The sequence below is a fragment of the Flavobacterium odoriferum genome (assembly GCF_025499515.1).
GTDB classification, from domain to species: Bacteria; Bacteroidota; Bacteroidia; order Flavobacteriales; family Flavobacteriaceae; genus Flavobacterium; species Flavobacterium odoriferum.
In genome coordinates this window covers 58,415-79,080 of sequence record NZ_JAMKFA010000003.1, presented here as the reverse complement: position 1 = coordinate 79,080, position 20,666 = coordinate 58,415, and the positions used below count along the sequence as shown (strand labels likewise).

The following is a 20,666-nucleotide window of genomic DNA, read 5'->3' as shown; positions in this document are numbered from 1 at the left end:
ATTGTTATTAACTTAACTATTCCCACTCAATAGTAGCAGGTGGTTTTGAGCTGATGTCATACACCACTCTATTTACACCTCTAACATTGTTTATAATTTCGTTAGAAATTTTCATTAAAAACTCATACGGCAAATGTACCCAATCTGCTGTCATTCCGTCTGTCGATTCTACTGCACGAAGCGCAACTACTTTTTCGTATGTACGTTCATCGCCCATTACTCCTACGCTATTTACAGGTAACAAGATTGCTCCTGCTTGCCATACTTTATCGTATAATCCGTGTTCTTTTAAACCGTTGATGAAAACTGCATCTACTTCTTGCAAAATAGCTACTTTTTCTGGCGTAATGTCACCTAAAATACGAATTGCCAATCCTGGTCCTGGAAATGGATGACGTCCTAATAATTCTTCGTCGATTCCTAAACTTCTTCCAACTCTACGAACTTCATCTTTAAATAACATTCGTAAAGGTTCTACCACTTGTAATTTCATAAAATCAGGTAACCCACCTACATTATGATGCGATTTAATTGTTGCTGAAGGTCCGCCCGTTGCTGAAACCGATTCGATAACATCTGGATAAATTGTACCTTGACCTAACCATTTTACATCGGTTAATTGGTGCGCTTCATCATCAAAAACTTCAATAAATGCTTTTCCAATAGCTTTACGTTTTGCTTCTGGATCATCTAACCCTGCTAACGCATCCAAAAAGCGTGCCGAAGCATCTACTCCTTTTACATTTAAGCCCATTCCTTTGTACTGATTTAGTACATTTTGGAATTCATTTTTACGTAATAATCCGTTGTTTACGAAAATACAATATAAATTTTCTCCAATTGCTTTGTTCAATAAAACCGCTGCTACTGTTGAATCTACACCTCCAGAAAGTCCTAAAACTACTTTATCGTTTCCGATTTTAGCTTTCATTTCGGCAACCACTTCTTCTACGAAAGCATTTGGCGTGAAATTTTGAGGTACTTGAGCAATTTTCACTAAGAAGTTCTCCAACATTTGTTTTCCATCTGTTGAATGATATACTTCTGGGTGAAATTGAATCGCATAAGTGGTTTCACCTTCAATTTTATAAGCTGCGTTTTCTACGTCTTTTGTGCTTGCAATCTTAATTCCGTTTGTTGGTAATTGTTTGATTGAATCCGAATGACTCATCCAAACTTGACTATTTTCAGAAACACCTTCCAAAAACACTTCGTTTTCTTTGATGTATGATAGATTTGCTCTTCCGTATTCTCTTGTATTCGATGCTGCTACTTCTCCACCTGAAAAATGGGCTAAATATTGTGCTCCGTAACAAACTGCTAACAATGGCATTTTACCTCTAATTTGAGATAAATCAGGGTGAAGTGCCTCTTCTGAACGAACCGAACAAGGACTACCGCCTAAAATAACGGCTTTATATGTTGATAAATCTGCTGGAATTTTATCGAATGGAAAAATCTCGCAGAAAATGTTTAATTCTCTAACTCTTCGGGCAATTAATTGGGTGTATTGCGAACCGAAATCTAAAATTAATACGTTGTGTTGCATTTTATTGTTGTTGTGTGTTTTTTGTTTCAGGTTCCAAGTTTCAGGTTATTTCTGTTCAACTTGAAACAAAAACAACTTGAAACTTGAAACAAATATTTTAATATTCAAATGTTCCGTATTCTGATGTAATTGTTAATTTCTTACTATCTGATTTTTCAACTCTTCCTACGATTTGTGCTTCGATGTTGAACGATTTTGAAATTTCGATAATGTCTTGCGCTACTTCGGCGGGAACATATAATTCCATACGGTGACCACAGTTGAAAACTTGGTACATTTCTTTCCAATCGGTTTTTGATTGTTCTTGAATTAATTGGAACAATGGTGGCACTGGAAATAAATTATCTTTAATCACGTGAACGTTGTCTACGAAGTGAAGCACTTTTGTTTGCGCACCACCAGAACAATGAACCATTCCGTGGATTTGATTTGATTTGTATTTTGATAAAATCTTTTTGATAACCGGAGCATACGTTCTCGTTGGAGAAAGTACTAATTTTCCAGCATCAATTGGACTATTTTCAACTGAATCAGTCAATTTGGTTTGACCTGAATACACTAGTTCATTTGGAACTGAAGCATCAAAACTTTCTGGATATTTCTCTGCTAAATATTTTGAAAAAACATCATGACGAGCTGAAGTTAAGCCATTGCTTCCCATACCGCCATTGTATTCTTTTTCGTAAGTAGCTTGACCGAAAGAAGCCAATCCTACAATAACATCTCCAGCTTGAATATTTGCGTTATCAATTACATCAGCGCGTTTCATACGAGCCGTAACGGTTGAATCTACTATGATTGTACGAACTAAATCACCTACATCTGCAGTTTCTCCACCAGTTGAATGTATGGTAACTCCGTGACTTTTTAAATCTGCAATTAATTCTTCTGTTCCATTGATGATAGCCGAAATAACTTCGCCTGGAATTAGATTTTTGTTTCTTCCGATAGTTGATGAAAGTAGAATATTATCTGTTGCTCCAACACATAATAAATCATCGATATTCATGATTAAAGCATCTTGAGCAATGCCTTTCCAAACGGAAATATCGCCTGTTTCTTTCCAATACATATACGCTAAGGAAGATTTTGTTCCTGCGCCATCAGCATGCATAATGATGCAATATTGGCCATCGTTTGTTAAATAATCAGGGATGATTTTACAAAATGCTTGTGGAAATAAGCCTTTGTCGATGTTTTTGATAGCTTGATGCACATCTTCTTTAGAAGCCGAAACTCCTCTTAAATTGTAGCGTTTGCTCGTATCAGAACTCATGTATGTAGTGTGTTGTTGTTGTGGCGCAAAGATAGTTCTAAAATTTAGAATTTAGAAGTATGAATTTAGAAATTGTTACATTTTTATCACATAAATTCCATTCACTAATTCTGATGAATTATTTGGCACTTGTACATTTTCAATTTTGTAAGTAGTGTAACACTCTTCATTGGTAGCCGAAACATCATGTGTAATTGTAATTTCCTCCATTGTTGAAGTCGTTTCATTATTTAGTGTAATGATGAATGTGTTGCCAATTGGATTCTCAGTATTTGGAAACAACTGAATTAAATTATTATTCGGAATAAAATTAAACGGAATAAGTTCGTCTTCTAAATCTTTAACCGAAATTTGAGCAGCAGTAAATGATTCGTTTTCAAAAACATTTTCTAAGGTTGTCTCATCAATAATCTCAACAAATATTGATGCTGGAGTTGCTTTATCGCCTTCGTTACATTTGTCGCAGCTTGAAGTTAATAAAGTAATTGTTAATAGTAAAAACGGAATATACTTTTTCATTGGTATAAAATTATTTGCTTAAAATTTCAATTTCAACTCTTCTGTTGGCAGCAGCTTGTTCTTCACTAGCTTCAGGAATTGGATAAATAGGTTGCGAAACACCAAAACCTTTGGTTTGAATGCGATGTTGAGGAATGCCATTATACACTAAAAAACGTTTGATTTGCTTTGCTCTATCGGTAGATAAATTTCGATGATCTTTATCAATACAGCAAATATGTCCTTGAATTTCGATTTTTAGGTTTTGGTTATTTTGCATTATAAACAACAAATCATACAATGTTGCTTGTGATTCGGGCATAGTTGCAAAAGTATTTTGGTAAAAGTTAATGTTTTTTAAGACAATCTTTGTTCCTACTTTAGACAACTTTACTTTTTCTTCTAACGTTGCATTTTCCGGAATTATTACTTCGACTGCTTCTTTAATGCCTAAAATTTCATTTTCTTTTGCCAAATCTTTTTCAAGCAAATAGTGAATTATCGCTTTTCGATTTTCTGCTTTATTGGTTGATGTTGCTCCTTTTTCGCCAAGAGAAATACTTTTAAAATCGGGTCTGATGTTGATTTTACCATTGACTTGTTTAAAAATATAACTCACACGTTTTTGCGACAAGGTATCGTTGTAACCCGAAGTTCCTACTTCGTCTGTAGAACCAGTAATGGAAAGGATTTTAGAAGTGGTATTTTCGGCAATCCACTTTTGAAGTTTGGCGGCTTCTACTTTGTTTAATTCAAATTTATCGTTGTCAAAATAGAACGTAACCTGTTCTTGCGAAAAGGCAAAATAGCCGAACCAGAAAAATACTATTGAAAATACAAACTTCATTTTTTTACTTTTTACGAAATAACAACAAATATACTACATACAAAAGTATGCCAAAGTTAATTTTCAATAATTTGAATTTCTACTCTGCGGTTTTCGTTGCGTTCTTCTTCTGTTTTTTCTGGAATTTTATGAATTGGTTTTGTACTTCCAAAACTTTTAAAACTCAATCTATTTACTGCAATTCCTTTGTTGATGAGATAATTATAAACTGTTAACGCTCTTGTTCTTGCGGTGTCTTCAACATCAGTACCTAATTGACAGCAAATATGACCTTGAATTTCGATTTTTAGTTTTGGATTGGCACGCATAATCGCTAACAATTCTTCCATAACGGGTTTAGATTCTGGTCTAAGAATTCCGGAACGATCATAAAAATAAAGGTTTTTTAAAATGAGTTTATCGCCAACTTTTGCATTTGAAACCTGATTTATTAAATTATTTGTTGCTACTTTTTCAACAACTTCAATTGGGGTTTCTTCGTAATAAATTTCAACTTTTCGGTTTAAGGCTAAATCGGAATTTTGTTCGAAATTTTCGCCTTTACTTTCGATTTCGATTTGTTTTTGATCGGCAACTTTTTCGATAATATGAGATACAAATTTAGCTCTATTGAACGCCAAAGTATCGTTATAACCATTGGTTGCACGATAATCGCAATACCCAATGAGTTTAGTGAATTTAACCTTTTTATTTCTAAAAAAATCATCAAAACGAGTCAATTCATTTAATCTTAATTGGTCAGAATCCGTATCAAAATACACCGTAAACTTGTTTTGCCCAAAAGAAATCGAACTCAGCAACAAAAACAGAAAAAGTATTTTTTTCATTGGGTAGGTTTTAGTTTATCGAAAATAGTAAAAATTGTATAATCGTTGTATTTTTTGTACACTTTTTTTTATATTTTTGGGAGAATAAAGCGAAAACTTATTCAAATATATAAATGAATAAGGCGCAAATTTTTGAAAAAATGAGAAACTTAGACTTAGACGAAATAACTGAAAAAATTTCAGATTATTCATCAGATATTATTTATTCGGATAGAAATCATCTTGAAATCAAGATTGATCAATTCTTTAATTTCTTACATCAACAACCTATTTCAAGAAGAACTTTAGAAAGAATCGGTGAAGACTTCAAAGAAGTTGAAATTAAACTTCAAGAATCCAAAAGTTCTTTTAATAATCACAAAATAAAAAAAGAAGTTCTTGAATTACTAAAAACAAGGGAATTACAAGGTGCTTTTGGATATTTTGAGATTAAAAATATGTTTGAGAAATCACCTAAATATAACAGTTCTTATATTGAACTCTCTAACAAATGGTACAAAGTAGAAGGCAATTATAATGAATCTCAAGAATTTTTCAATACCTATTTTTTTAAACCATTTATTGAATTAATAGAATGGTACTTCAGAGAAAGCAAAATAAAAAATGAAATTGATTATTTCTCAAGAGAAGAAATCAGTCTCTTCAATCACAATTTTGAATTACTAAAAAATCAAATAGAACGATTAGAATTCGGGCAAGAAATTATTTTTAATGAAACAGACGAAATAAAAGACCTTATAAATGGTTTGAATAAAAAGAATTGGATTGAATTAATTAAAGGTAAATTCAATGATTTAGTCCTTGAAAGTATAATATCAATTGAAACTGCTGAATTATTAATCAAAACAATTACTGGAGAAAAAATTAGTCTGAAATAATACTTCGTATGGAATCCGAATCCGTGCCTACAATCATAAAGAATTAACCTCAAGCTTATACCCTTTTCCACGAACCACTACAATATTAATATTCGGGTCAAGTTCTAGTTTTTTTCTAAGTTTTGATATAAACATGTCTAAACTGCGTCCTACAATTACGCCTTCGTCTTCCCAAATCTCTTTTTGTAGTCGGCTTCTTTCTATTGTTTCATTAGGCGATGAGGCAAAAATGAGCAACAAACGTGTTTCGGTTGCTGTTAAATCTATGGTTTCCTTATTAATTTCTAGTTGACGCTTTTGCGCATCAAACACCACTGAACCAAAGGTAAAAAGCTTGCTATTATCAATTTTAGATAATTGTTTTTTAGGTTTTAATTTCCAAAAAACAAATCCAATCAATAATAAAATCGCTAATCCTACTAAATAATATTTACTATTTGCTGTAACTACATCGCTTGGTTTAAATTTGATATTTATCTTGTAACAAGCAATAGGTTGTTTTCTTCCCACACAAGCTAAAACATCCTCTTTCTTGTTTTTAGAAATTGCATATCCATAAGCTACACTAGAATTATTACAATTAATTACATTTACAATATAATCGGAAACGTGATAATCTTTGGCTAGTAAACGTTGGGTAGTATTTACTAACGAATCGGTTACAAATGAAAATTCTTTTTCAAAACTAATTTGGTATTCATTTTCAGCTATCTTTTTTATCGGAAGCACTCTCGAAGTACTATCTCCAGATTGCAAAAGTATTTCATGACCAATTCTTCGCAGTAAAACTTCTCTTCTGGAAAGATCAAAATCGCTATTCGTATTTACAAAGAAAGCCAATGAAATTAACACTAGTAATAACAATGCAATTACATATTTAGTTTTCCCAGAAAGGAGTTTTTGTCTACTATTCATTGTGTCAATTAATTATTTACAAAGTTTACATTTTTATTTACAATCCCAATTGTTCTAACAAAAAATTATGAATGTAAATTCGTGTAATCAATTTAAAAAAGTGAAAATTATGAAAAAAACAATTTATGTTCTAATCTTTTCATTGGTTGTGATAAGTGGATTTGTATTTAGCTTTTCAACTTTTGCCAATGGGTTACATGTTAATCGTGAAATTAAAAACGACACTACAATTTCTTCAAAACCGTTATCCAATTTAGAGAAAAGAAAAAAATGGGAAGCTTCACCAGATGGCATAAAATTTAATGAATGGAAAGATTCTCCCGAAGGCAAAAAAGTACAAGCCAGCTATGAGAAAATAAAAAACGAAATAAATGCTTTTGCTGAAATGGAAGCCATTGTAACATCAGTTACTTTTCAATTTCCAACCACAAACCCATCAAGTCCAAAATGGCTAGTTGTGAAGATTAATGGCGAAAATTATATGATGCAATTTATTCCAAATGATTTTGAAAAATTGAATAGTCTAAAAGTTAACGATAAAATAATTATCAAAAGCCGAAGCGCTGGCTTTTCCAACAATCATCCTTATTTGATTTTATCAAGCAACTATATTGAACACAACAACAAAGTGCTTTTTGAACGCGATTTAAGTAAAAATGACAATTGTTAAGGAATAATACTGATTTATATCAAATAAAAAATCCCAATCCAAAGATTGGGATTTTTGCTATACTCAATTTTCTAAATTTGTGTTACATATTCAGAAAAGTTCATTTAATGACGAAAATTTCACAAACATTAAGATAGAACATATTTAAAGTCCATAATCAAACAATAAAAAGTTTTAAAATATTTTATATTTTTTTTATTAAAATTCTTTTGTCTATCTTTAAATAAAAATATTGTATTTTTTTTGTTTTTTCATCATAAACAGATATCTCTTTAGACAATGCAATATTTTTTTTATCAAAATTTACTATTTCACCAACAAAACTGAATAATATTTCATCAACTTTAATTGTTGTTAAATTTGAAACTTTAATAATTTTATTATTCTCATCCATTTCAACTTTTACTGGAACATACTCATTATAGAACATCGATGAAAAACTACTCGATTCTGATTCCTTTTTAATAACCAATTTTGCTTCATAAAATTCACTATTTCTTTTATTTGAGTCCCTATTTCCAAAAATTGTAAATGAACTAAGAGAAATAAAAAAAATTAAAATTAAAAATGTGAGTTTTGTTTTCATAATTAAGCAAGTTTAAAGTTAATAAGATAAAACATATCAAACATTATGCCAACGATTGAATCAATTTATACAAAAACGGCACATAAATCTAAAAAAAACTTAACAAAAATCCCAATCTTTCGATTGGGATTTCTATTTTAATTACTTCGTAAATAACAATTCTCTGTATTTTGTTAGTGTCCAAAGTTCGTCGTCTACTAACAATTCTAATTTGTCAGCGTGGTAACGAATTTCTTCGAAGTAAGGTTTTACTTTATCACAGTATGCATCTGCCATTTTTTCTGTGCTAGTTAAGGCGTTTGCTTTTTTACGTTCTTCGGTCATTTTTTCTACTTTCGTATTAATGCCTTCGATGTGTTCTGAAATTTCTTTGATTAACGAAATTTGCTCTTTTGCAATTTTTTCAAAATCTTTTCCGAAGATTTCTTTTAATCCTTTTACGTTTTCAATCAACACATTTTGGTAACGAATAGCCGTTGGAACCACATGATTACGTGCAATATCACCTAAAACACGACCTTCAATTTGGATTTTTTTCACGTATTCTTCCAATTCAATTTCGTAACGTGATTCAACCTCAACATGGTTCATTACTCCCATTTCGCCAAACAATTCAATTGCTTTTTTAGAAACTTTTGCTTTTAATGCTTTTGGTGTAGTTTTGTGATTGCTTAAGCCACGTTTTTTAGCTTCTTTTTCCCAAGCATCGCTATAACCATCACCTTCAAAAAGGATAGCTTTTGTTTGCTTGATATATTCTCTCAATACATTAAAAATCGCTTCGTCTTTCTTTAAATCTTTTTTCTCAATTAAAGCATCAACTTCAATTTTGAAATCTTTTAATTGTTTTGCAACGATTGTATTTAAAGTCGTCATAGAAACCGCACAGTTTGCAGAAGAACCAACGGCTCTAAACTCAAATTTGTTTCCTGTGAAAGCAAATGGTGATGTTCTGTTTCTGTCTGTATTGTCTAATAAAACGTCTGGTAATTTTCCTACTACGTTTAATTTTAAATCTGTTTTTTCTTCTGGAGATAATTTCCCTTGAGAAACACCTTCTAATTCCGCTAATACTTTAGTCAATTGTTGTCCGATAAAAACCGAAATAATTGCTGGTGGTGCTTCGTTAGCCCCTAAACGGTGGTCGTTACTTGCCGAAGCAATTGACGCTCTTAACAATTCTTCATAATCATGAACCGCTTTAATCGTATTGATAAAGAAAGTCAAGAATTGTAAGTTGCTCATTGGCGTTTTTCCTGGACTTAATAAGTTAATTCCAGTATCTGTTGCTAATGACCAGTTGTTGTGTTTACCTGAACCGTTTACTCCTTTGAATGGTTTTTCGTGGAATAATACTTTAAAATCGTGACGTTCAGCCACTTTTTGCATTACATCCATTAATAATGAATTGTGGTCAACCGCTAAATTCGTTTCTTCGAAGATTGGTGCTAACTCAAATTGGTTAGGCGCTACTTCGTTATGACGTGTTTTAACCGGAATTCCTAATAACATACATTGGTTTTCCAAATCACGCATATACGTTAAAACTCGTGTCGGAATCGAACCAAAATAATGGTCGTCTAATTGTTGCCCTTTTGCTGCCGTATGACCTAACAACGTTCTTCCTGTTGCTAATAAATCAGGTCTTGAGTTGGCTAAAGCGGTGTCAACTAAGAAATATTCTTGTTCCCAACCTAAAGTTGGTGTTACTCTTTTTACGTTTTTATCAAAATATTTTGCTACGTCGATTGCGGCTGAATCAATAGCATGTAACGCTCTTAATAAAGGCGTTTTGTTATCTAATGCTTCTCCTGTGTACGATACGAAAACCGTTGGAATACATAATGTAGTTCCGAAGATAAATGCTGGTGATGTTGGATCCCAAGCCGTATATCCTCTAGCTTCAAATGTATTACGAATTCCTCCATTTGGAAAAGAAGACGCATCTGGTTCTTGTTGTACCAATTGACTTCCACCAAATTTTTCTACTGGGTCACTTCCATCAGGAAATGTTTCGAAGAAAGCATCGTGCTTTTCCGCAGTGGTTCCAGTTAATGGTTGAAACCAGTGCGTGTAATGAGTTACTCCTTTAGATAATGCCCACTCTTTCATTCCCAAAGCAATATAATCGGCAATTTTTCTGTCGATTTTTACGCCTTCAGCTGCCGCTTTAACTGCTTTATAAGCTTCCGATGTTAAAAACTGTCGCATGGCTTTATCGCCAAAAACATTACTACCAAAAATAGCTGATTTTCTGTCCAATTCTTCTACATGAACTGGTTTTCTGTCGGTTGCTTTTCTTAAAGCTTGAAAACGAAATGTTGACATAAGTTGTGTGTGTTTAAAGTTATACCCTTGAAAAGTTATGCAAATATATAAATTTTTTAAATAATTTTACACATACCCCTATTTTTTTAGGGGTAAAAATATTTTTTATTATATTTACACTATGAAAACAGTAAATTTACATATGATTATGTTGGGTTGTACCCCAAAAGGACGTTTTACCGAACAACATGATATCTTTTTTGGTATTGGAAATAGTTTGAAAGAATTAGTTCCCGACATGAATGCATTTTGGCCCGAAGCGAAAGGAAGAATTCATATTGATGCTTGGCAAAAAGTTACTTTTGTTGACGGATTTACAATTGAAGTAGTTGCCAATAATGAAAGTTTAAATCAAAAAGAGCAATTATTCTTTTTGAATTTGGGAGGTTATAAAGAAGGAGAATTTGAAGAATACCATTATAAAGTATTAGTGGTTGCCAAAACGAAAGCCGAAGCTATTAAAAAAGCAAAACAAACGACTTTCTACAAACATTGTGGTTTCAAAGGAGCCGAATCGCACATTGATGATAAATATGGTATTGATGTTGATGATATTCACAATATTGAAGATATACTTTCGGATAAATTCAAATCGCAGTATCGTTTAAAAATAACAAAAACCAATGCAATTTCAGAAGATGAAAAACATATTGGTTATTTAAAAATAGATAAAATATCGGTATAAAAAAAGAGCTATCGGGTTAGATAGCTCTTTTAGTTATTATTACATTTCAACCTTAGTTACTTTAGCAGTATCTAATTTGTAATGTTCTTTTACTGCATTATAATCTTTAAAATCTAATTTATCAGTAGCTGATTTATTTCCAAAATAAGCTGGAATAACTACTACTCTAAATACTTGGTCTAATTTGTTAGCATTGCTTAATCCTGGTAAATCATACCCAAATAAACTTACTTGTGCATCATATTGAGTAAAATCACTATCATAACCAAAATCTAAAGTTCCATCATCAAAATAGTAGGTTTCTGGCAATAATTTCCAAACATCACCAGCGCTTCCGCCACCAACTAATCGATATACTAAAACCATATCAGATGAATAAATGGTATGAGGAAAATCTAAAATTTGATTGTATCCGTTTCCAGAAGTTAAATCGACATTTGAGTATTCAAAAACTTCGCTAATAGTATCGTTATCATATTCATCTCTTACCTCATTAACTGTACAACTTTGTAGTGTTATCATCCCGATAAAAACCAACAATAAAGTAATTTTTTTCATAATCTTAAAGTTTTAAATTATTTACTTACTTATGCATTATCCAATTGTTGTGCCAAAAATTATCCAATTATATTTTCGTATCTTTGAAACTTTAAAAAAGCTTGTAAAATGGGAAGAAATAATCCAAAAAATATTAAAGCGCACAACGATAAATTACACAAAGAGCAATCGAAAGAAAAAGCTAAAAAGAATGCTCGTGCCGAAAAATTAAAAGAAATTCAACGAAAATTCAACGAATCTAAATCGTAATCTATGTCGGGTTGCTACTGCGGAAATTCACTTTCTTTTCAAGATTGTTGTGAACCTTACATTAAAGGAACCAAAAAAGCACCAACGTGTGAAGCATTAATGCGTTCGAGATATAGCGCTTATGCTACCACTGAAGTCGATTATTTGGTAGCAACTACACACCTTACAACCCGAAAATTGTATAAAAAAGCCGACATATTAATTTGGTCCAAAAATAATAAATGGTTAAAATTAGAAGTTATAACTTCAACTGAAACGACCGTTACTTTTAAAGCGTATTTTTTAGACGAAAATTTAAAGGCTCAAGTTCATTATGAACATTCTACTTTTAAATTTGAAAATGGAAATTGGTTTTATGTAGATGGTGAATACAACTAAAAAAGCGAAAATTAATTTTCGCTTTTTTTTATTCCTCTGTAAACGTCTGTGCTTTTGAATACACACGCCATTTTTCGATACATTCCTGTAAATCTTGAGGAATTGGCGTATCAAAACGTAAAAATTCTTTTGTGACAGGATGTTCAAAACCCAAAGTTTTCGCGTGAAGCGCTTGTCTAGGTAATACTTTAAAACAATTATCTACAAACTGTTTGTATTTGGTAAAAGTAGTTCCTTTCAAAATGGAATCGCCACCATAACGCTCATCATTAAAAAGGGTGTGACCAATATGTTTCATATGTACACGTATTTGGTGTGTTCTTCCTGTCTCTAATTGACAAGAAACTAAGGTTACATACCCAAATCGCTCTAAAACTTTATAATGCGTTACTGCTGGTTTTCCTTTTTCATCACTTTCATGAACTGCCATTCGCATTCGGTTGGTATCGTGTCGTCCAATATTTCCTTCAACAGTTCCTTCATCTTCTTCGATATTTCCCCAAACTAAAGCAACATATTCTCTTTCCGAAGTTTTCTCAGCAAACTGCTTTGTCAAATAAGCCATCGCATGTTCTGTCTTTGCAACTACTAGTAAGCCTGTAGTGTCTTTATCAATTCGGTGAACCAAACCTGGTCTTTCCGAACTATTCATTGGTAAATTCTTAAAATGATAGGCTAACGCATTCACTAAAGTTCCTGAATAATTTCCATGACCTGGATGCACAACCATTCCTGCTGGTTTATTGATAACCAACAACTGATCGTCTTCATACACAATATCCAACGGAATATTTTCAGGCGTTAACAATTGCTCATAAGTTGGGTGTGCCAATACTAAACGTACGACATCGCCTGCTTTTACTTTGTAATTTGATTTTACCGCAACATCGTTCACTAAAATAGAACCATTTTCTGCTGCTTGCTGTATTTTATTTCGAGTAGTATTTTCAATCATATTCATCAAAAATTTATCCACACGCAAAGCTGATTGTCCTTTGCTTGCTTCAAAACGATGATGTTCATATAACTCGTCTTCGAGTTCGTTTTCAACCTTATATTCCGCCATTTTCTTCTTTAAATTCTTCTGGTTGTACCTCTTCAGTTGGAGGCAATGTATCTGATGGTTCTTCTGAACTAAACGTTTCTTCGTTATAAACTTCTTTTCCATCTCCTAAAACAAAATCTAAAGTAGAATTCTTTTTCACCTTATCTCCTGCTCTTAATCTTCTACCATCTTGATAGATTTGTAATACCACATCTTTAGCAATATGCGGTTTATAAGTAATTTTACCTTCTTTTAAGGTTAATGATTTTATAGTAGCCGAAATTTGTCGGAACGTTTTGTCTTTGAATTCTGGAATGGTAATATCCGTAAATTCACCAGCATTCAATTTTACATAGACTTTTCTACCGTCTTTTACTAAACTTCCTGCTTTAGGATCTTGTTCTAAAATAGTAAAAGGAGGAAAATCGGCATTAAATTCTACTGTATCTAATAAAAACACTTCTAAATCCAATTCGTTTAGTTTCTCTTCCGCGATTTCCAATTTCATTTTAGATAAATCAGGTACCTTAATTTCCTGACCATGATTGGTTCTAAAATCTAAAAATTGAATTACTAAAAAAGTAAAACCCACTACAATAGCCAATGCTAAAAAAGCTTGAATAAAAAAAGTTCGACTTGTTAAAAACTTAAATAAACTCATAGAATATGATATTTTGACAAAGATATAAAATTCAAAAAGAAATAACGATGCAATTCTTTTTGATTTCTTCACACATTTAAAACGAATGAATTGCAAAAATATTTCTTTGGTAAACAAATAAAAGAACGTAAAATCTCAATAAATAATGTAATTTTGTGTATATCAATTTGAAATTTACAATGAAAAACGTAGCCATTATCATGGGAGGTTACTCTAGCGAGTACAAAATTTCGTTAACTAGCGGAAATGTAGTGTTTAACAACATTAATCGTTCAAAATTTAATCCGTATCGCATTCATATTTTCAAGGAAAAATGGGTGTATGTGGATGAAAATGATACCGAATTTCCTATTGATAAAAACGATTTTTCAGTAACTGTAAATGGTTCAAAAATCAATTTTGATGTCGTTTTTAATGCCATTCACGGAACACCTGGCGAAGATGGTTTGATGCAAGCGTATTTCGAATTATTAAATATTCCTCAAACTTCGTGCGATTATTACCAAGCAGCGTTAACGTTCAACAAACGAGATATGTTGTCGGTTTTAAAACCTTACGGAATCAAAACAGCTGAATCATATTATTTGAATTTGGGAGACAAAATTAACGTAGACACCATTTTAGCTAAAGTAGGTTTACCTTGTTTCGTAAAACCAAATAAATCAGGTTCAAGTTTCGGAATTTCGAAAGTAAAAACGGCAGGAGAATTTCTTCCAGCTATTGAAAACGCATATAAAGAAGACGACGAAATCATTATTGAAAGTTTCTTGGACGGAACAGAAGTTTCAGTGGGTGTGATTAATTATAAAGGAACGGTTACCGTTTTACCCATTACCGAAATCGTATCTGAAAACGACTTTTTTGATTACGAAGCGAAATATTTAGGCAAATCGAAAGAAATTACGCCAGCAAGAATTTCAGAAGAATTGAAAGTAAAAATCGAAACAGTTGCCAAAAGAGCCTACGAAGTATTGAAAATGAAAGGCTTTTCGAGAAGTGAATTCATTATTGTAAACAATGAACCACACATGTTAGAAATGAATACGATTCCAGGTTTAACTACCGAAAGTATTTTACCACAACAAGCTCGTGAAGCTGGAATTTCGTTACCCGAATTATTTGAAAACGCTATTGAATTGGCTTTAAAGAAGTAAAAGATGAAAAAAGCAATATTTCCAGGTTCATTTGACCCAATTACTAATGGACATTTCGATATTATCAAACGAGGCGTTTCTTTATTTGATGAAGTCATTGTAGCCATTGGTGTGAATGCCGAAAAAAAATACATGTTTTCATTAGATGAAAGAAAACGTTTTATAGAAGAAGCTTTCAAAGACGAACCAAAAGTTAGAGTGATTACTTATTCTGGTTTAACCATTGATTTGTGTAAAAAAGAAAATGCTGAATTCATATTACGCGGACTAAGAAATCCGGCCGACTTTGAATTTGAAAAAGCCATCGCACACACCAATCGAATGATGTCAAAAATTGAAACGGTTTTCTTATTAACAGCTGCTCGAACTTCGTTTATCTCGTCAAGTATTGTGCGTGATGTATTGCGAAATGGCGGCGATATTTCGCAGTTAGTTCCAGAATCGGTTTTGGATAAAAAATAGATTAGTTTTCAAAAACTAACAACTTCTCTTTAATTACTAATTTCGAAAAGTGAAATTCGTTTTTTATCCATTCCAATGTTTTGGGTTGGTAAATGAAAACATGGGTAAAATCATCTTTGTAATACCAATTTTCAAAAGGCTTTTGGTTGGTATAAACCTCAGTTTTGCAATATAATTTTCCTTTTGGAAGCAATAAGCTTTTCAGTAATTCAAATTCTTGATACGGATAATGAAAATGTTCCATTACTTCGCAACAGGAAACATAATCGTATTTTTCTTTCAAAAGCGATAGTTCATTCGCAAAAAACAAATCGTAATTCTGCACCTGAAAACCTTTATCAGTCAACATTTTAGCAATAACTGGACCCGTTCCTGATCCGAAATCCAGACCTTTAGCTTCTGCAGTAAAATCGTGCAATACAGCGTTGACTATTGGTGAAACAAACGCTTGGTAGCGTTCATCAAAAACATCATTATTGTGTTTTTCGTAGTGTTCTTTCTCTTCTTCAGCGGTTAAAAAAGTGTGCTTGGGTCTAAAAATGCCTTCGCAATTGGTACATTTATAAAACAAATGCTTTGGTTTTTCGCAAAAAACCGTTGCTGTGGAATTACATAATGGGCAGGTCATGTTCATAAATATAAAATCACAAATTTACTATCTACTTAAATATCTTTCTACTGCTTTAATATATTCAGATTCTTGGAATAGAACTACTTTTTTTAATTCATTATTAGATTTATTCTCATTTTTATAATTGATTAAAAACTTTTCAGTTTCTTCAACTATTTTAAGAATTGAAAATTTTGATTTTCCTTCTAACTTTTTATTTAACCAACTTTTGTAGATTACATTAACAAATAAGTTTTTATTGTCTAACGTTTCTACCAAACCATCTAAATATAATTTTTCAATCGAATTATTCAATTCTGATAATGTTATTATGGCATGATCTACATAATCTGCATAAGCTATAATATTGCTTAATTCTGCTCCGCAATCTTCTTTTTCGGAACTAACTATTGAATTTAATATCAAAGCATCTAAATAATTATACTTCATAACATTTTTAATAAATCAATTATTTTATGAATACATTGTCATTTCGACCTAAGGAGAAATCTCATAATTCAATCTACATTATGTGATTCCTCCTTGCGTCGGAATGACAAAAAAACTAATTCATCTCATTTTTAATTAAAATAAAGCACTATTTCCTATTATTCTCTTTACGTAACGTAAATTTTGGATGGTTTTCTTCCTCTTCTTCCTCTTTCTTAATCACCTTTCTCGCTACTTCAATTTTATATTTCTTCCCTTTCATTTTCTCCTCTTTGATGTTTTGTAATAACGATTTCACTTTTGGATATTTCACCGCTACAAACGAAATAAAATCTTTGACTTCGATTAATCCAATATCATCTTTTTCTAGTTTTCCTTTTTGCGAAAAGAAACCTACAATGTCAATTTTATTCAACTTATTTTTCTTTCCTCCGCTGATGTAAAGCGTTTGATATAAAGGCGCTTTCGGCAATGATTTCGCATTGGAAACATCTAATCGACGTTTGCCATAATCAAAATAATCGGATTTCTTTTCGGTTTCGTGAATTAGCACATAAGCGGTTCCGGTTGCTAACATACGTGCGGTTCTTCCATTTCTGTGAGTGAATTCGTCTTCTTTTGCGGGTAAATGGTAATGAATTACGTGTTTCATTTCTGGAATATCCAAACCACGTGCCCCTAAATCGGTCGTAATCAAATAGGAAACACTTCCATTTCTAAACTGAATTAAAGCACGTTCGCGCTCGTCTTGGTCTAATCCGCCGTGATAATAAGTGGAAATAATGCCTTTTTGAGTTAACATTTCATGAATGCGTTCTACCGCTTCTCTGTGATTACAAAAAATAATGGCAGCTTCTGAATTTAAAGAACAAATCAACTGAAAAAGCGAATCAATTTTATCTTTCGATTTTGAAAATACGATACGAACATCTAAATTATCATTCTGTTTTTGGTTCGGAATAAAATCGATTACTTTCGGATCAATTACTTTGGTGTATTTCGGAATTTCCACACCAGAAGTCGCAGAAACTAAAATTCGTTTATTGGCTCGGGTAATTTTTCCAATGATATAGGACATTTCCTCGTGAAAACCCAATTGCAACGATTTGTCAAATTCGTCTAAAACATATGTTTTGATGTTATCGGTAGAAAAACTTCCTCGGTCTAAATGATCGGCAATTCTTCCAGGTGTTCCAATTAATAGTGCTGGAGGATTACTCAAATTATTAATTTCGATATCAATCGAATGGCCTCCATAACACGTATTGACTTTGTAATGCGTGCCCATTTTTTTCCAAACTTGTTCAATTTGCAAACCTAATTCGCGCGAAGGCACTAAAATTAAGCATTGCACACCTTTTACATCTTCTTCTAATAATTGGTAAATAGGCAACAAAAACGCTAATGTTTTCCCCGAACCCGTTGGAGAAAGCAATAAAATATTATCTTCATTCAAAATAGCATGTTGCGCTACTTCTTGCATTTTGTTTAAACTTTGAATACCAAGATTCAATAGTACATTGTTGGAATATGGATTTTGACTCATGTGGCAAAGATAAAGCCAATTAATTAAAAATTACGAATTATAAAATTCTACCTCAAAAAGATTCTTTATTTTTGAAAATCAAATACAATTCTCCTATGCGTTTTTTAAAAATAAGTTTGCTTTTCTTTTCGATTTCTGTGTTTTCGCAAAACAATTTCACCACACCATTTGAACGTGGCAACGGCAATCAATCCACTACTTATGAAGAATGTATTACGTTTTATGAAAAATTAGACGAAAGTTTTACCAACATCCAAATGATTCACAAAGGAACTACCGATAGCGGAAAACCTCTGCATTTGGTACTTTTTTCAAGCGAAGGAAAATTTGATTTTGACGAATATTTTACTAAGAATAAAGCTGTGATTTTAATCAATAACGGAATTCATGCCGGTGAACCTGACGGAATTGACGCTACCATGATGTTGATGCGTGATTTAGCCATGGGAAAAATCAAAACGGCTAAAAACACTTTAATTGCTGCTATTCCGGTGTATAGTGTTGGTGGGATGTTGAATAGAAATTCACATTCCAGAGCCAATCAAAACGGTCCTGAAGAATATGGTTTTAGAGGAAATGCTCGCAATTATGATTTGAATCGTGATTTCATTAAATCAGATACTAAAAACTCGAGAAGTTTTCAAAAGTTATTTACCGAATTAAATCCGGATATTTTCTTAGATAATCACGTTTCCAACGGTGCTGATTATCAGTATACGTTTACTTGCATTGCGACCCAACATGAACGATTGGGAAACAAATTAGGCAATTATTTCATCAACGAATTGTATCCTTCGGTGGTGAAAGACATGAACAAAAAGAAAATCGATGTGGTTCCGTATGTAAATGTACACAGTACTACACCTGACAAAGGTTTTGAACAATTTACTGATACACCAAGATATGCGACAGGTTATTCGACTTTATTCCACACTTTAGGATTTGTTCCCGAAACACACATGTTGAAAGTATACAAAGAACGTGTGAAAGTGACTTACGAATTTATGGTCAGCACGATTAATTTCGCTGATACGAATTGGCAAAAAATCAAGCAAATGCGAAAAGAAGCTTTGAACGAATATCAAGTTGGAATGCAATACCCGTTGGATTGGGCAATTGACTCAACGAAAGTGTCTTATATTGATTTTAAAGGCTATCAAGGCGGTTACAAACCAAGTACTATTTCAGGAAAAGATCGATTGTTTTACGACAAAAGCAAACCGTTTACCAAGAAAATCCCGTTTTATGGAAATTATAAACCTACGAAATTCGTGAGTATTCCGAAAGCGTATATTATTCCGCAATCGCAATGGCAAGTGTTGGATATATTAAAATTGAACAATATCAATGCGCATCGTCTTCAAAATGACACAATTATTGAAGTAGAATCGTATAAAATTGAAAGTTATCAAACTTCAAAGTCGCCATACGAAGGACATTACGGACATTACAATACGAAAGTATCTAAATCAACTCAAAAAGTACAGTTTCATTATGGTGATTATGTATTTTACACGAATCAGCCAGGCGTGAAATATTTAGTAGAAACATTAGAACCAGAGGCAGTTGATAGTTATTTCAATTGGAACTTCTTCGACCCAATTTTACAACAAAAAGAATATTTTTCGAGTTATGTTTTTGAAGATTTGGCGAAAGAATTCTTAGATAAAAATCCAAAAATAAAAGCCGAATTAGAACAAAAGAAACAAAACGACAAAGCTTTCGCTGAAAATGGTGCAGCGCAATTGGATTGGGTGTACAGACAATCGCCTTACTATGAGAAAGTGCATTTGCAGTATCCGGTTTATCGAGTGAATTAAATACTTGAAATCATGAAATCAAAAATTACATTTTTTATATTATTTTTTTCAATCACATTTTTTGCCCAAGAAAAAGAAGAAAAAAGCATAGAATCATATCAATTAGAATATATTAATTCAGGTAATAAGTTTCTTTCAAAATCTAAAGGATTAAATGCCCTTTATTCCTTTTATTTTGCAACAAACTTTAACTTTGATAATGAACCAATGACTGAATATGAAAAATATGCAAGAACAAAAGTAGATTCTTTGTTACCAATCTATCAAGCAATTGAAAAAGAAAAATGGAAAGGAAAATGGAAACTAAAACAATTAAAATTCAATGACTATAATTATGAATATATAGAAATCACAGATAGTACAGTTATTTTTTACAATAAAGATAGTATTAATACTCCTTGCAGAATTGAAAAAATAAAATTTGCAAACTACGATAAATTAAATATGTTTAATTTTTATAAATGCTTAGAATTCGAGAACAATGAAATATGGGAATTTACTTTTGAAAAAGTAAAAGGAGAAAAAAGACTTATCATTTTCATAGTTAGAAATACGAGTGGAACAGGTTATTTTTTAGTAGATGACAGATCATTAATTAAAGATAGAAAAAAAAGAAAAGAAGCAATAAAACAGGAAATTAAAACATATTATGTTTTAGAAGAATAATAAAAAAC

The 20,666-nt window shown here is 32.0% G+C and carries 23 protein-coding genes; 9 read left to right on the top strand and 14 right to left on the bottom strand.

Annotated features, from left to right (window positions below; genetic code table 11):
• Positions 1-16: 16 nt before the first annotated feature.
• The 5 genes from guaA to M9Q43_RS03330 form a co-directional block, all read right to left on the bottom strand.
• On the bottom strand, positions 17-1,549 hold the full coding sequence (guaA, locus tag M9Q43_RS03350) for a glutamine-hydrolyzing GMP synthase (protein ID WP_262317567.1): 1,533 nt from the start codon (positions 1,547-1,549) through the stop codon (positions 17-19).
• Positions 1,550-1,646: 97 nt separating this feature from the next.
• Positions 1,647-2,825, bottom strand: coding sequence for an AIR synthase related protein (locus M9Q43_RS03345; RefSeq protein ID WP_262317566.1), 1,179 nt, complete (start codon positions 2,823-2,825; stop codon positions 1,647-1,649).
• 75 nt (positions 2,826-2,900) lie between these two features.
• Positions 2,901-3,344 (bottom strand): hypothetical protein, encoded by a 444-nt coding sequence (locus M9Q43_RS03340; RefSeq protein ID WP_262317565.1) that lies wholly within the window; start codon positions 3,342-3,344, stop codon positions 2,901-2,903.
• Positions 3,345-3,354: 10 nt separating this feature from the next.
• Positions 3,355-4,170, bottom strand: coding sequence for an OmpA family protein (locus tag M9Q43_RS03335; protein ID WP_262317564.1), 816 nt, complete (start codon positions 4,168-4,170; stop codon positions 3,355-3,357).
• Positions 4,171-4,226: 56 nt separating this feature from the next.
• Positions 4,227-4,997, bottom strand: a complete 771-nt coding sequence (locus tag M9Q43_RS03330; RefSeq protein ID WP_262317563.1) for an OmpA family protein — start codon at positions 4,995-4,997, stop codon at positions 4,227-4,229.
• Positions 4,998-5,137: 140 nt separating this feature from the next.
• Between M9Q43_RS03330 and M9Q43_RS03325 the strand changes: the two genes are divergently transcribed.
• Entirely contained in the window at positions 5,138-5,875 is a 738-nt protein-coding gene (locus tag M9Q43_RS03325; RefSeq protein WP_262317562.1) for a hypothetical protein, read from the top strand.
• A 33-nt stretch (positions 5,876-5,908) separates the two neighbouring features.
• Here M9Q43_RS03325 and M9Q43_RS03320 read toward each other — a convergent pair whose 3' ends face one another.
• A complete protein-coding gene (locus M9Q43_RS03320) occupies positions 5,909-6,790 on the bottom strand; it encodes a winged helix-turn-helix domain-containing protein (RefSeq protein WP_262317561.1) in 882 nt (293 codons plus the stop codon).
• Between the two features lie 109 nt (positions 6,791-6,899).
• Here M9Q43_RS03320 and M9Q43_RS03315 point away from each other — a divergent pair, with 109 nt between their 5' ends.
• Positions 6,900-7,460 carry a hypothetical protein gene (locus tag M9Q43_RS03315; protein WP_262317560.1) on the top strand — a complete coding sequence of 187 codons (561 nt, stop codon included), beginning with the start codon at positions 6,900-6,902 and terminating at the stop codon, positions 7,458-7,460.
• A gap of 184 nt (positions 7,461-7,644) precedes the next feature.
• On the opposite strand, the gene M9Q43_RS03310 is transcribed toward M9Q43_RS03315, so the two are convergent.
• Both M9Q43_RS03310 and M9Q43_RS03305 read right to left on the bottom strand, forming a co-directional pair.
• Positions 7,645-8,046, bottom strand: coding sequence for a hypothetical protein (locus tag M9Q43_RS03310; RefSeq protein WP_262317559.1), 402 nt, complete (start codon positions 8,044-8,046; stop codon positions 7,645-7,647).
• Positions 8,047-8,187: 141 nt separating this feature from the next.
• On the bottom strand, positions 8,188-10,374 hold the full coding sequence (locus M9Q43_RS03305) for a glutamine synthetase III family protein (protein WP_133607648.1): 2,187 nt from the start codon (positions 10,372-10,374) through the stop codon (positions 8,188-8,190).
• Positions 10,375-10,495: 121 nt separating this feature from the next.
• On the opposite strand from M9Q43_RS03305, the gene M9Q43_RS03300 reads away from it, so the two are divergent.
• Positions 10,496-11,059 carry a DUF1543 domain-containing protein gene (locus tag M9Q43_RS03300; protein WP_262317558.1) on the top strand — a complete coding sequence of 188 codons (564 nt, stop codon included), beginning with the start codon at positions 10,496-10,498 and terminating at the stop codon, positions 11,057-11,059.
• Positions 11,060-11,098: 39 nt separating this feature from the next.
• Here the strand turns inward: M9Q43_RS03300 and M9Q43_RS03295 are convergent, their stop codons facing one another.
• A complete protein-coding gene (locus tag M9Q43_RS03295) occupies positions 11,099-11,617 on the bottom strand; it encodes a hypothetical protein (RefSeq protein WP_262317557.1) in 519 nt (172 codons plus the stop codon).
• 108 nt (positions 11,618-11,725) lie between these two features.
• Here M9Q43_RS03295 and M9Q43_RS03290 point away from each other — a divergent pair, with 108 nt between their 5' ends.
• The gene (locus M9Q43_RS03290; protein WP_262317556.1) at positions 11,726-11,866 is read left to right on the top strand and encodes a hypothetical protein; all 141 of its coding nucleotides are present in this window, start codon (positions 11,726-11,728) and stop codon (positions 11,864-11,866) included.
• Between the two features lie 3 nt (positions 11,867-11,869).
• Entirely contained in the window at positions 11,870-12,244 is a 375-nt protein-coding gene (locus M9Q43_RS03285; RefSeq protein WP_262317555.1) for a YchJ family protein, read from the top strand.
• A 28-nt stretch (positions 12,245-12,272) separates the two neighbouring features.
• Here M9Q43_RS03285 and M9Q43_RS03280 read toward each other — a convergent pair whose 3' ends face one another.
• Both M9Q43_RS03280 and M9Q43_RS03275 read right to left on the bottom strand, forming a co-directional pair.
• Positions 12,273-13,310: an RluA family pseudouridine synthase gene (locus M9Q43_RS03280; RefSeq protein ID WP_262317554.1), complete on the bottom strand. Its 1,038-nt coding sequence runs from the start codon at positions 13,308-13,310 to the stop codon at positions 12,273-12,275.
• A complete protein-coding gene (locus tag M9Q43_RS03275; RefSeq protein WP_262317553.1) occupies positions 13,297-13,950 on the bottom strand; it encodes a PASTA domain-containing protein in 654 nt (217 codons plus the stop codon). The genes M9Q43_RS03280 and M9Q43_RS03275 overlap by 14 nt, the downstream gene beginning before the upstream one ends.
• A 179-nt stretch (positions 13,951-14,129) precedes the next feature.
• On the opposite strand from M9Q43_RS03275, the gene M9Q43_RS03270 reads away from it, so the two are divergent.
• The gene (locus tag M9Q43_RS03270; RefSeq protein ID WP_262317552.1) at positions 14,130-15,104 is read left to right on the top strand and encodes a D-alanine--D-alanine ligase; all 975 of its coding nucleotides are present in this window, start codon (positions 14,130-14,132) and stop codon (positions 15,102-15,104) included.
• Between the two features lie 3 nt (positions 15,105-15,107).
• Complete coding sequence (gene coaD, locus M9Q43_RS03265) at positions 15,108-15,566, top strand: pantetheine-phosphate adenylyltransferase (RefSeq protein ID WP_262317551.1); 459 nt, start codon at positions 15,108-15,110, stop codon at positions 15,564-15,566.
• Between the two features lies 1 nt (position 15,567).
• Here coaD and M9Q43_RS03260 read toward each other — a convergent pair whose 3' ends face one another.
• The 3 genes from M9Q43_RS03260 to M9Q43_RS03250 all read right to left on the bottom strand — a co-directional run bounded on the left by M9Q43_RS03260 (position 15,568) and on the right by M9Q43_RS03250 (position 18,172).
• Positions 15,568-16,200, bottom strand: coding sequence for a class I SAM-dependent methyltransferase (locus tag M9Q43_RS03260; RefSeq protein WP_262317550.1), 633 nt, complete (start codon positions 16,198-16,200; stop codon positions 15,568-15,570).
• A gap of 21 nt (positions 16,201-16,221) precedes the next feature.
• Positions 16,222-16,626 carry a hypothetical protein gene (locus tag M9Q43_RS03255; RefSeq protein ID WP_262317549.1) on the bottom strand — a complete coding sequence of 135 codons (405 nt, stop codon included), beginning with the start codon at positions 16,624-16,626 and terminating at the stop codon, positions 16,222-16,224.
• A 148-nt stretch (positions 16,627-16,774) separates the two neighbouring features.
• A complete protein-coding gene (locus tag M9Q43_RS03250; RefSeq protein WP_262317548.1) occupies positions 16,775-18,172 on the bottom strand; it encodes a DEAD/DEAH box helicase in 1,398 nt (465 codons plus the stop codon).
• 95 nt (positions 18,173-18,267) lie between these two features.
• Here M9Q43_RS03250 and M9Q43_RS03245 point away from each other — a divergent pair, with 95 nt between their 5' ends.
• The gene (locus M9Q43_RS03245; RefSeq protein WP_262317547.1) at positions 18,268-19,992 is read left to right on the top strand and encodes a M14 family zinc carboxypeptidase; all 1,725 of its coding nucleotides are present in this window, start codon (positions 18,268-18,270) and stop codon (positions 19,990-19,992) included.
• Between the two features lie 12 nt (positions 19,993-20,004).
• Complete coding sequence (locus M9Q43_RS03240) at positions 20,005-20,658, top strand: hypothetical protein (RefSeq protein WP_262317546.1); 654 nt, start codon at positions 20,005-20,007, stop codon at positions 20,656-20,658.
• Positions 20,659-20,666: the final 8 nt, after the last annotated feature.

Bases quoted from the DNA above. Each gene is read 5' to 3' on its own strand.
- guaA (WP_262317567.1), bottom strand. From the start codon at position 1,549: ATGCAACACAACGTATTAATTTTAGATTTCGGTTCGCAATACACCCAA.
- M9Q43_RS03345 (WP_262317566.1), bottom strand. From the start codon at position 2,825: ATGAGTTCTGATACGAGCAAACGCTACAATTTAAGAGGAGTTTCGGCT.
- M9Q43_RS03340 (WP_262317565.1), bottom strand. From the start codon at position 3,344: ATGAAAAAGTATATTCCGTTTTTACTATTAACAATTACTTTATTAACT.
- M9Q43_RS03335 (WP_262317564.1), bottom strand. From the start codon at position 4,170: ATGAAGTTTGTATTTTCAATAGTATTTTTCTGGTTCGGCTATTTTGCC.
- M9Q43_RS03330 (WP_262317563.1), bottom strand. From the start codon at position 4,997: ATGAAAAAAATACTTTTTCTGTTTTTGTTGCTGAGTTCGATTTCTTTT.
- M9Q43_RS03325 (WP_262317562.1), top strand. From the start codon at position 5,138: ATGAGAAACTTAGACTTAGACGAAATAACTGAAAAAATTTCAGATTAT.
- M9Q43_RS03320 (WP_262317561.1), bottom strand. From the start codon at position 6,790: ATGAATAGTAGACAAAAACTCCTTTCTGGGAAAACTAAATATGTAATT.
- M9Q43_RS03315 (WP_262317560.1), top strand. From the start codon at position 6,900: ATGAAAAAAACAATTTATGTTCTAATCTTTTCATTGGTTGTGATAAGT.
- M9Q43_RS03310 (WP_262317559.1), bottom strand. From the start codon at position 8,046: ATGAAAACAAAACTCACATTTTTAATTTTAATTTTTTTTATTTCTCTT.
- M9Q43_RS03305 (WP_133607648.1), bottom strand. From the start codon at position 10,374: ATGTCAACATTTCGTTTTCAAGCTTTAAGAAAAGCAACCGACAGAAAA.
- M9Q43_RS03300 (WP_262317558.1), top strand. From the start codon at position 10,496: ATGAAAACAGTAAATTTACATATGATTATGTTGGGTTGTACCCCAAAA.
- M9Q43_RS03295 (WP_262317557.1), bottom strand. From the start codon at position 11,617: ATGAAAAAAATTACTTTATTGTTGGTTTTTATCGGGATGATAACACTA.
- M9Q43_RS03290 (WP_262317556.1), top strand. From the start codon at position 11,726: ATGGGAAGAAATAATCCAAAAAATATTAAAGCGCACAACGATAAATTA.
- M9Q43_RS03285 (WP_262317555.1), top strand. From the start codon at position 11,870: ATGTCGGGTTGCTACTGCGGAAATTCACTTTCTTTTCAAGATTGTTGT.
- M9Q43_RS03280 (WP_262317554.1), bottom strand. From the start codon at position 13,310: ATGGCGGAATATAAGGTTGAAAACGAACTCGAAGACGAGTTATATGAA.
- M9Q43_RS03275 (WP_262317553.1), bottom strand. From the start codon at position 13,950: ATGAGTTTATTTAAGTTTTTAACAAGTCGAACTTTTTTTATTCAAGCT.
- M9Q43_RS03270 (WP_262317552.1), top strand. From the start codon at position 14,130: ATGAAAAACGTAGCCATTATCATGGGAGGTTACTCTAGCGAGTACAAA.
- coaD (WP_262317551.1), top strand. From the start codon at position 15,108: ATGAAAAAAGCAATATTTCCAGGTTCATTTGACCCAATTACTAATGGA.
- M9Q43_RS03260 (WP_262317550.1), bottom strand. From the start codon at position 16,200: ATGAACATGACCTGCCCATTATGTAATTCCACAGCAACGGTTTTTTGC.
- M9Q43_RS03255 (WP_262317549.1), bottom strand. From the start codon at position 16,626: ATGAAGTATAATTATTTAGATGCTTTGATATTAAATTCAATAGTTAGT.
- M9Q43_RS03250 (WP_262317548.1), bottom strand. From the start codon at position 18,172: ATGAGTCAAAATCCATATTCCAACAATGTACTATTGAATCTTGGTATT.
- M9Q43_RS03245 (WP_262317547.1), top strand. From the start codon at position 18,268: ATGCGTTTTTTAAAAATAAGTTTGCTTTTCTTTTCGATTTCTGTGTTT.
- M9Q43_RS03240 (WP_262317546.1), top strand. From the start codon at position 20,005: ATGAAATCAAAAATTACATTTTTTATATTATTTTTTTCAATCACATTT.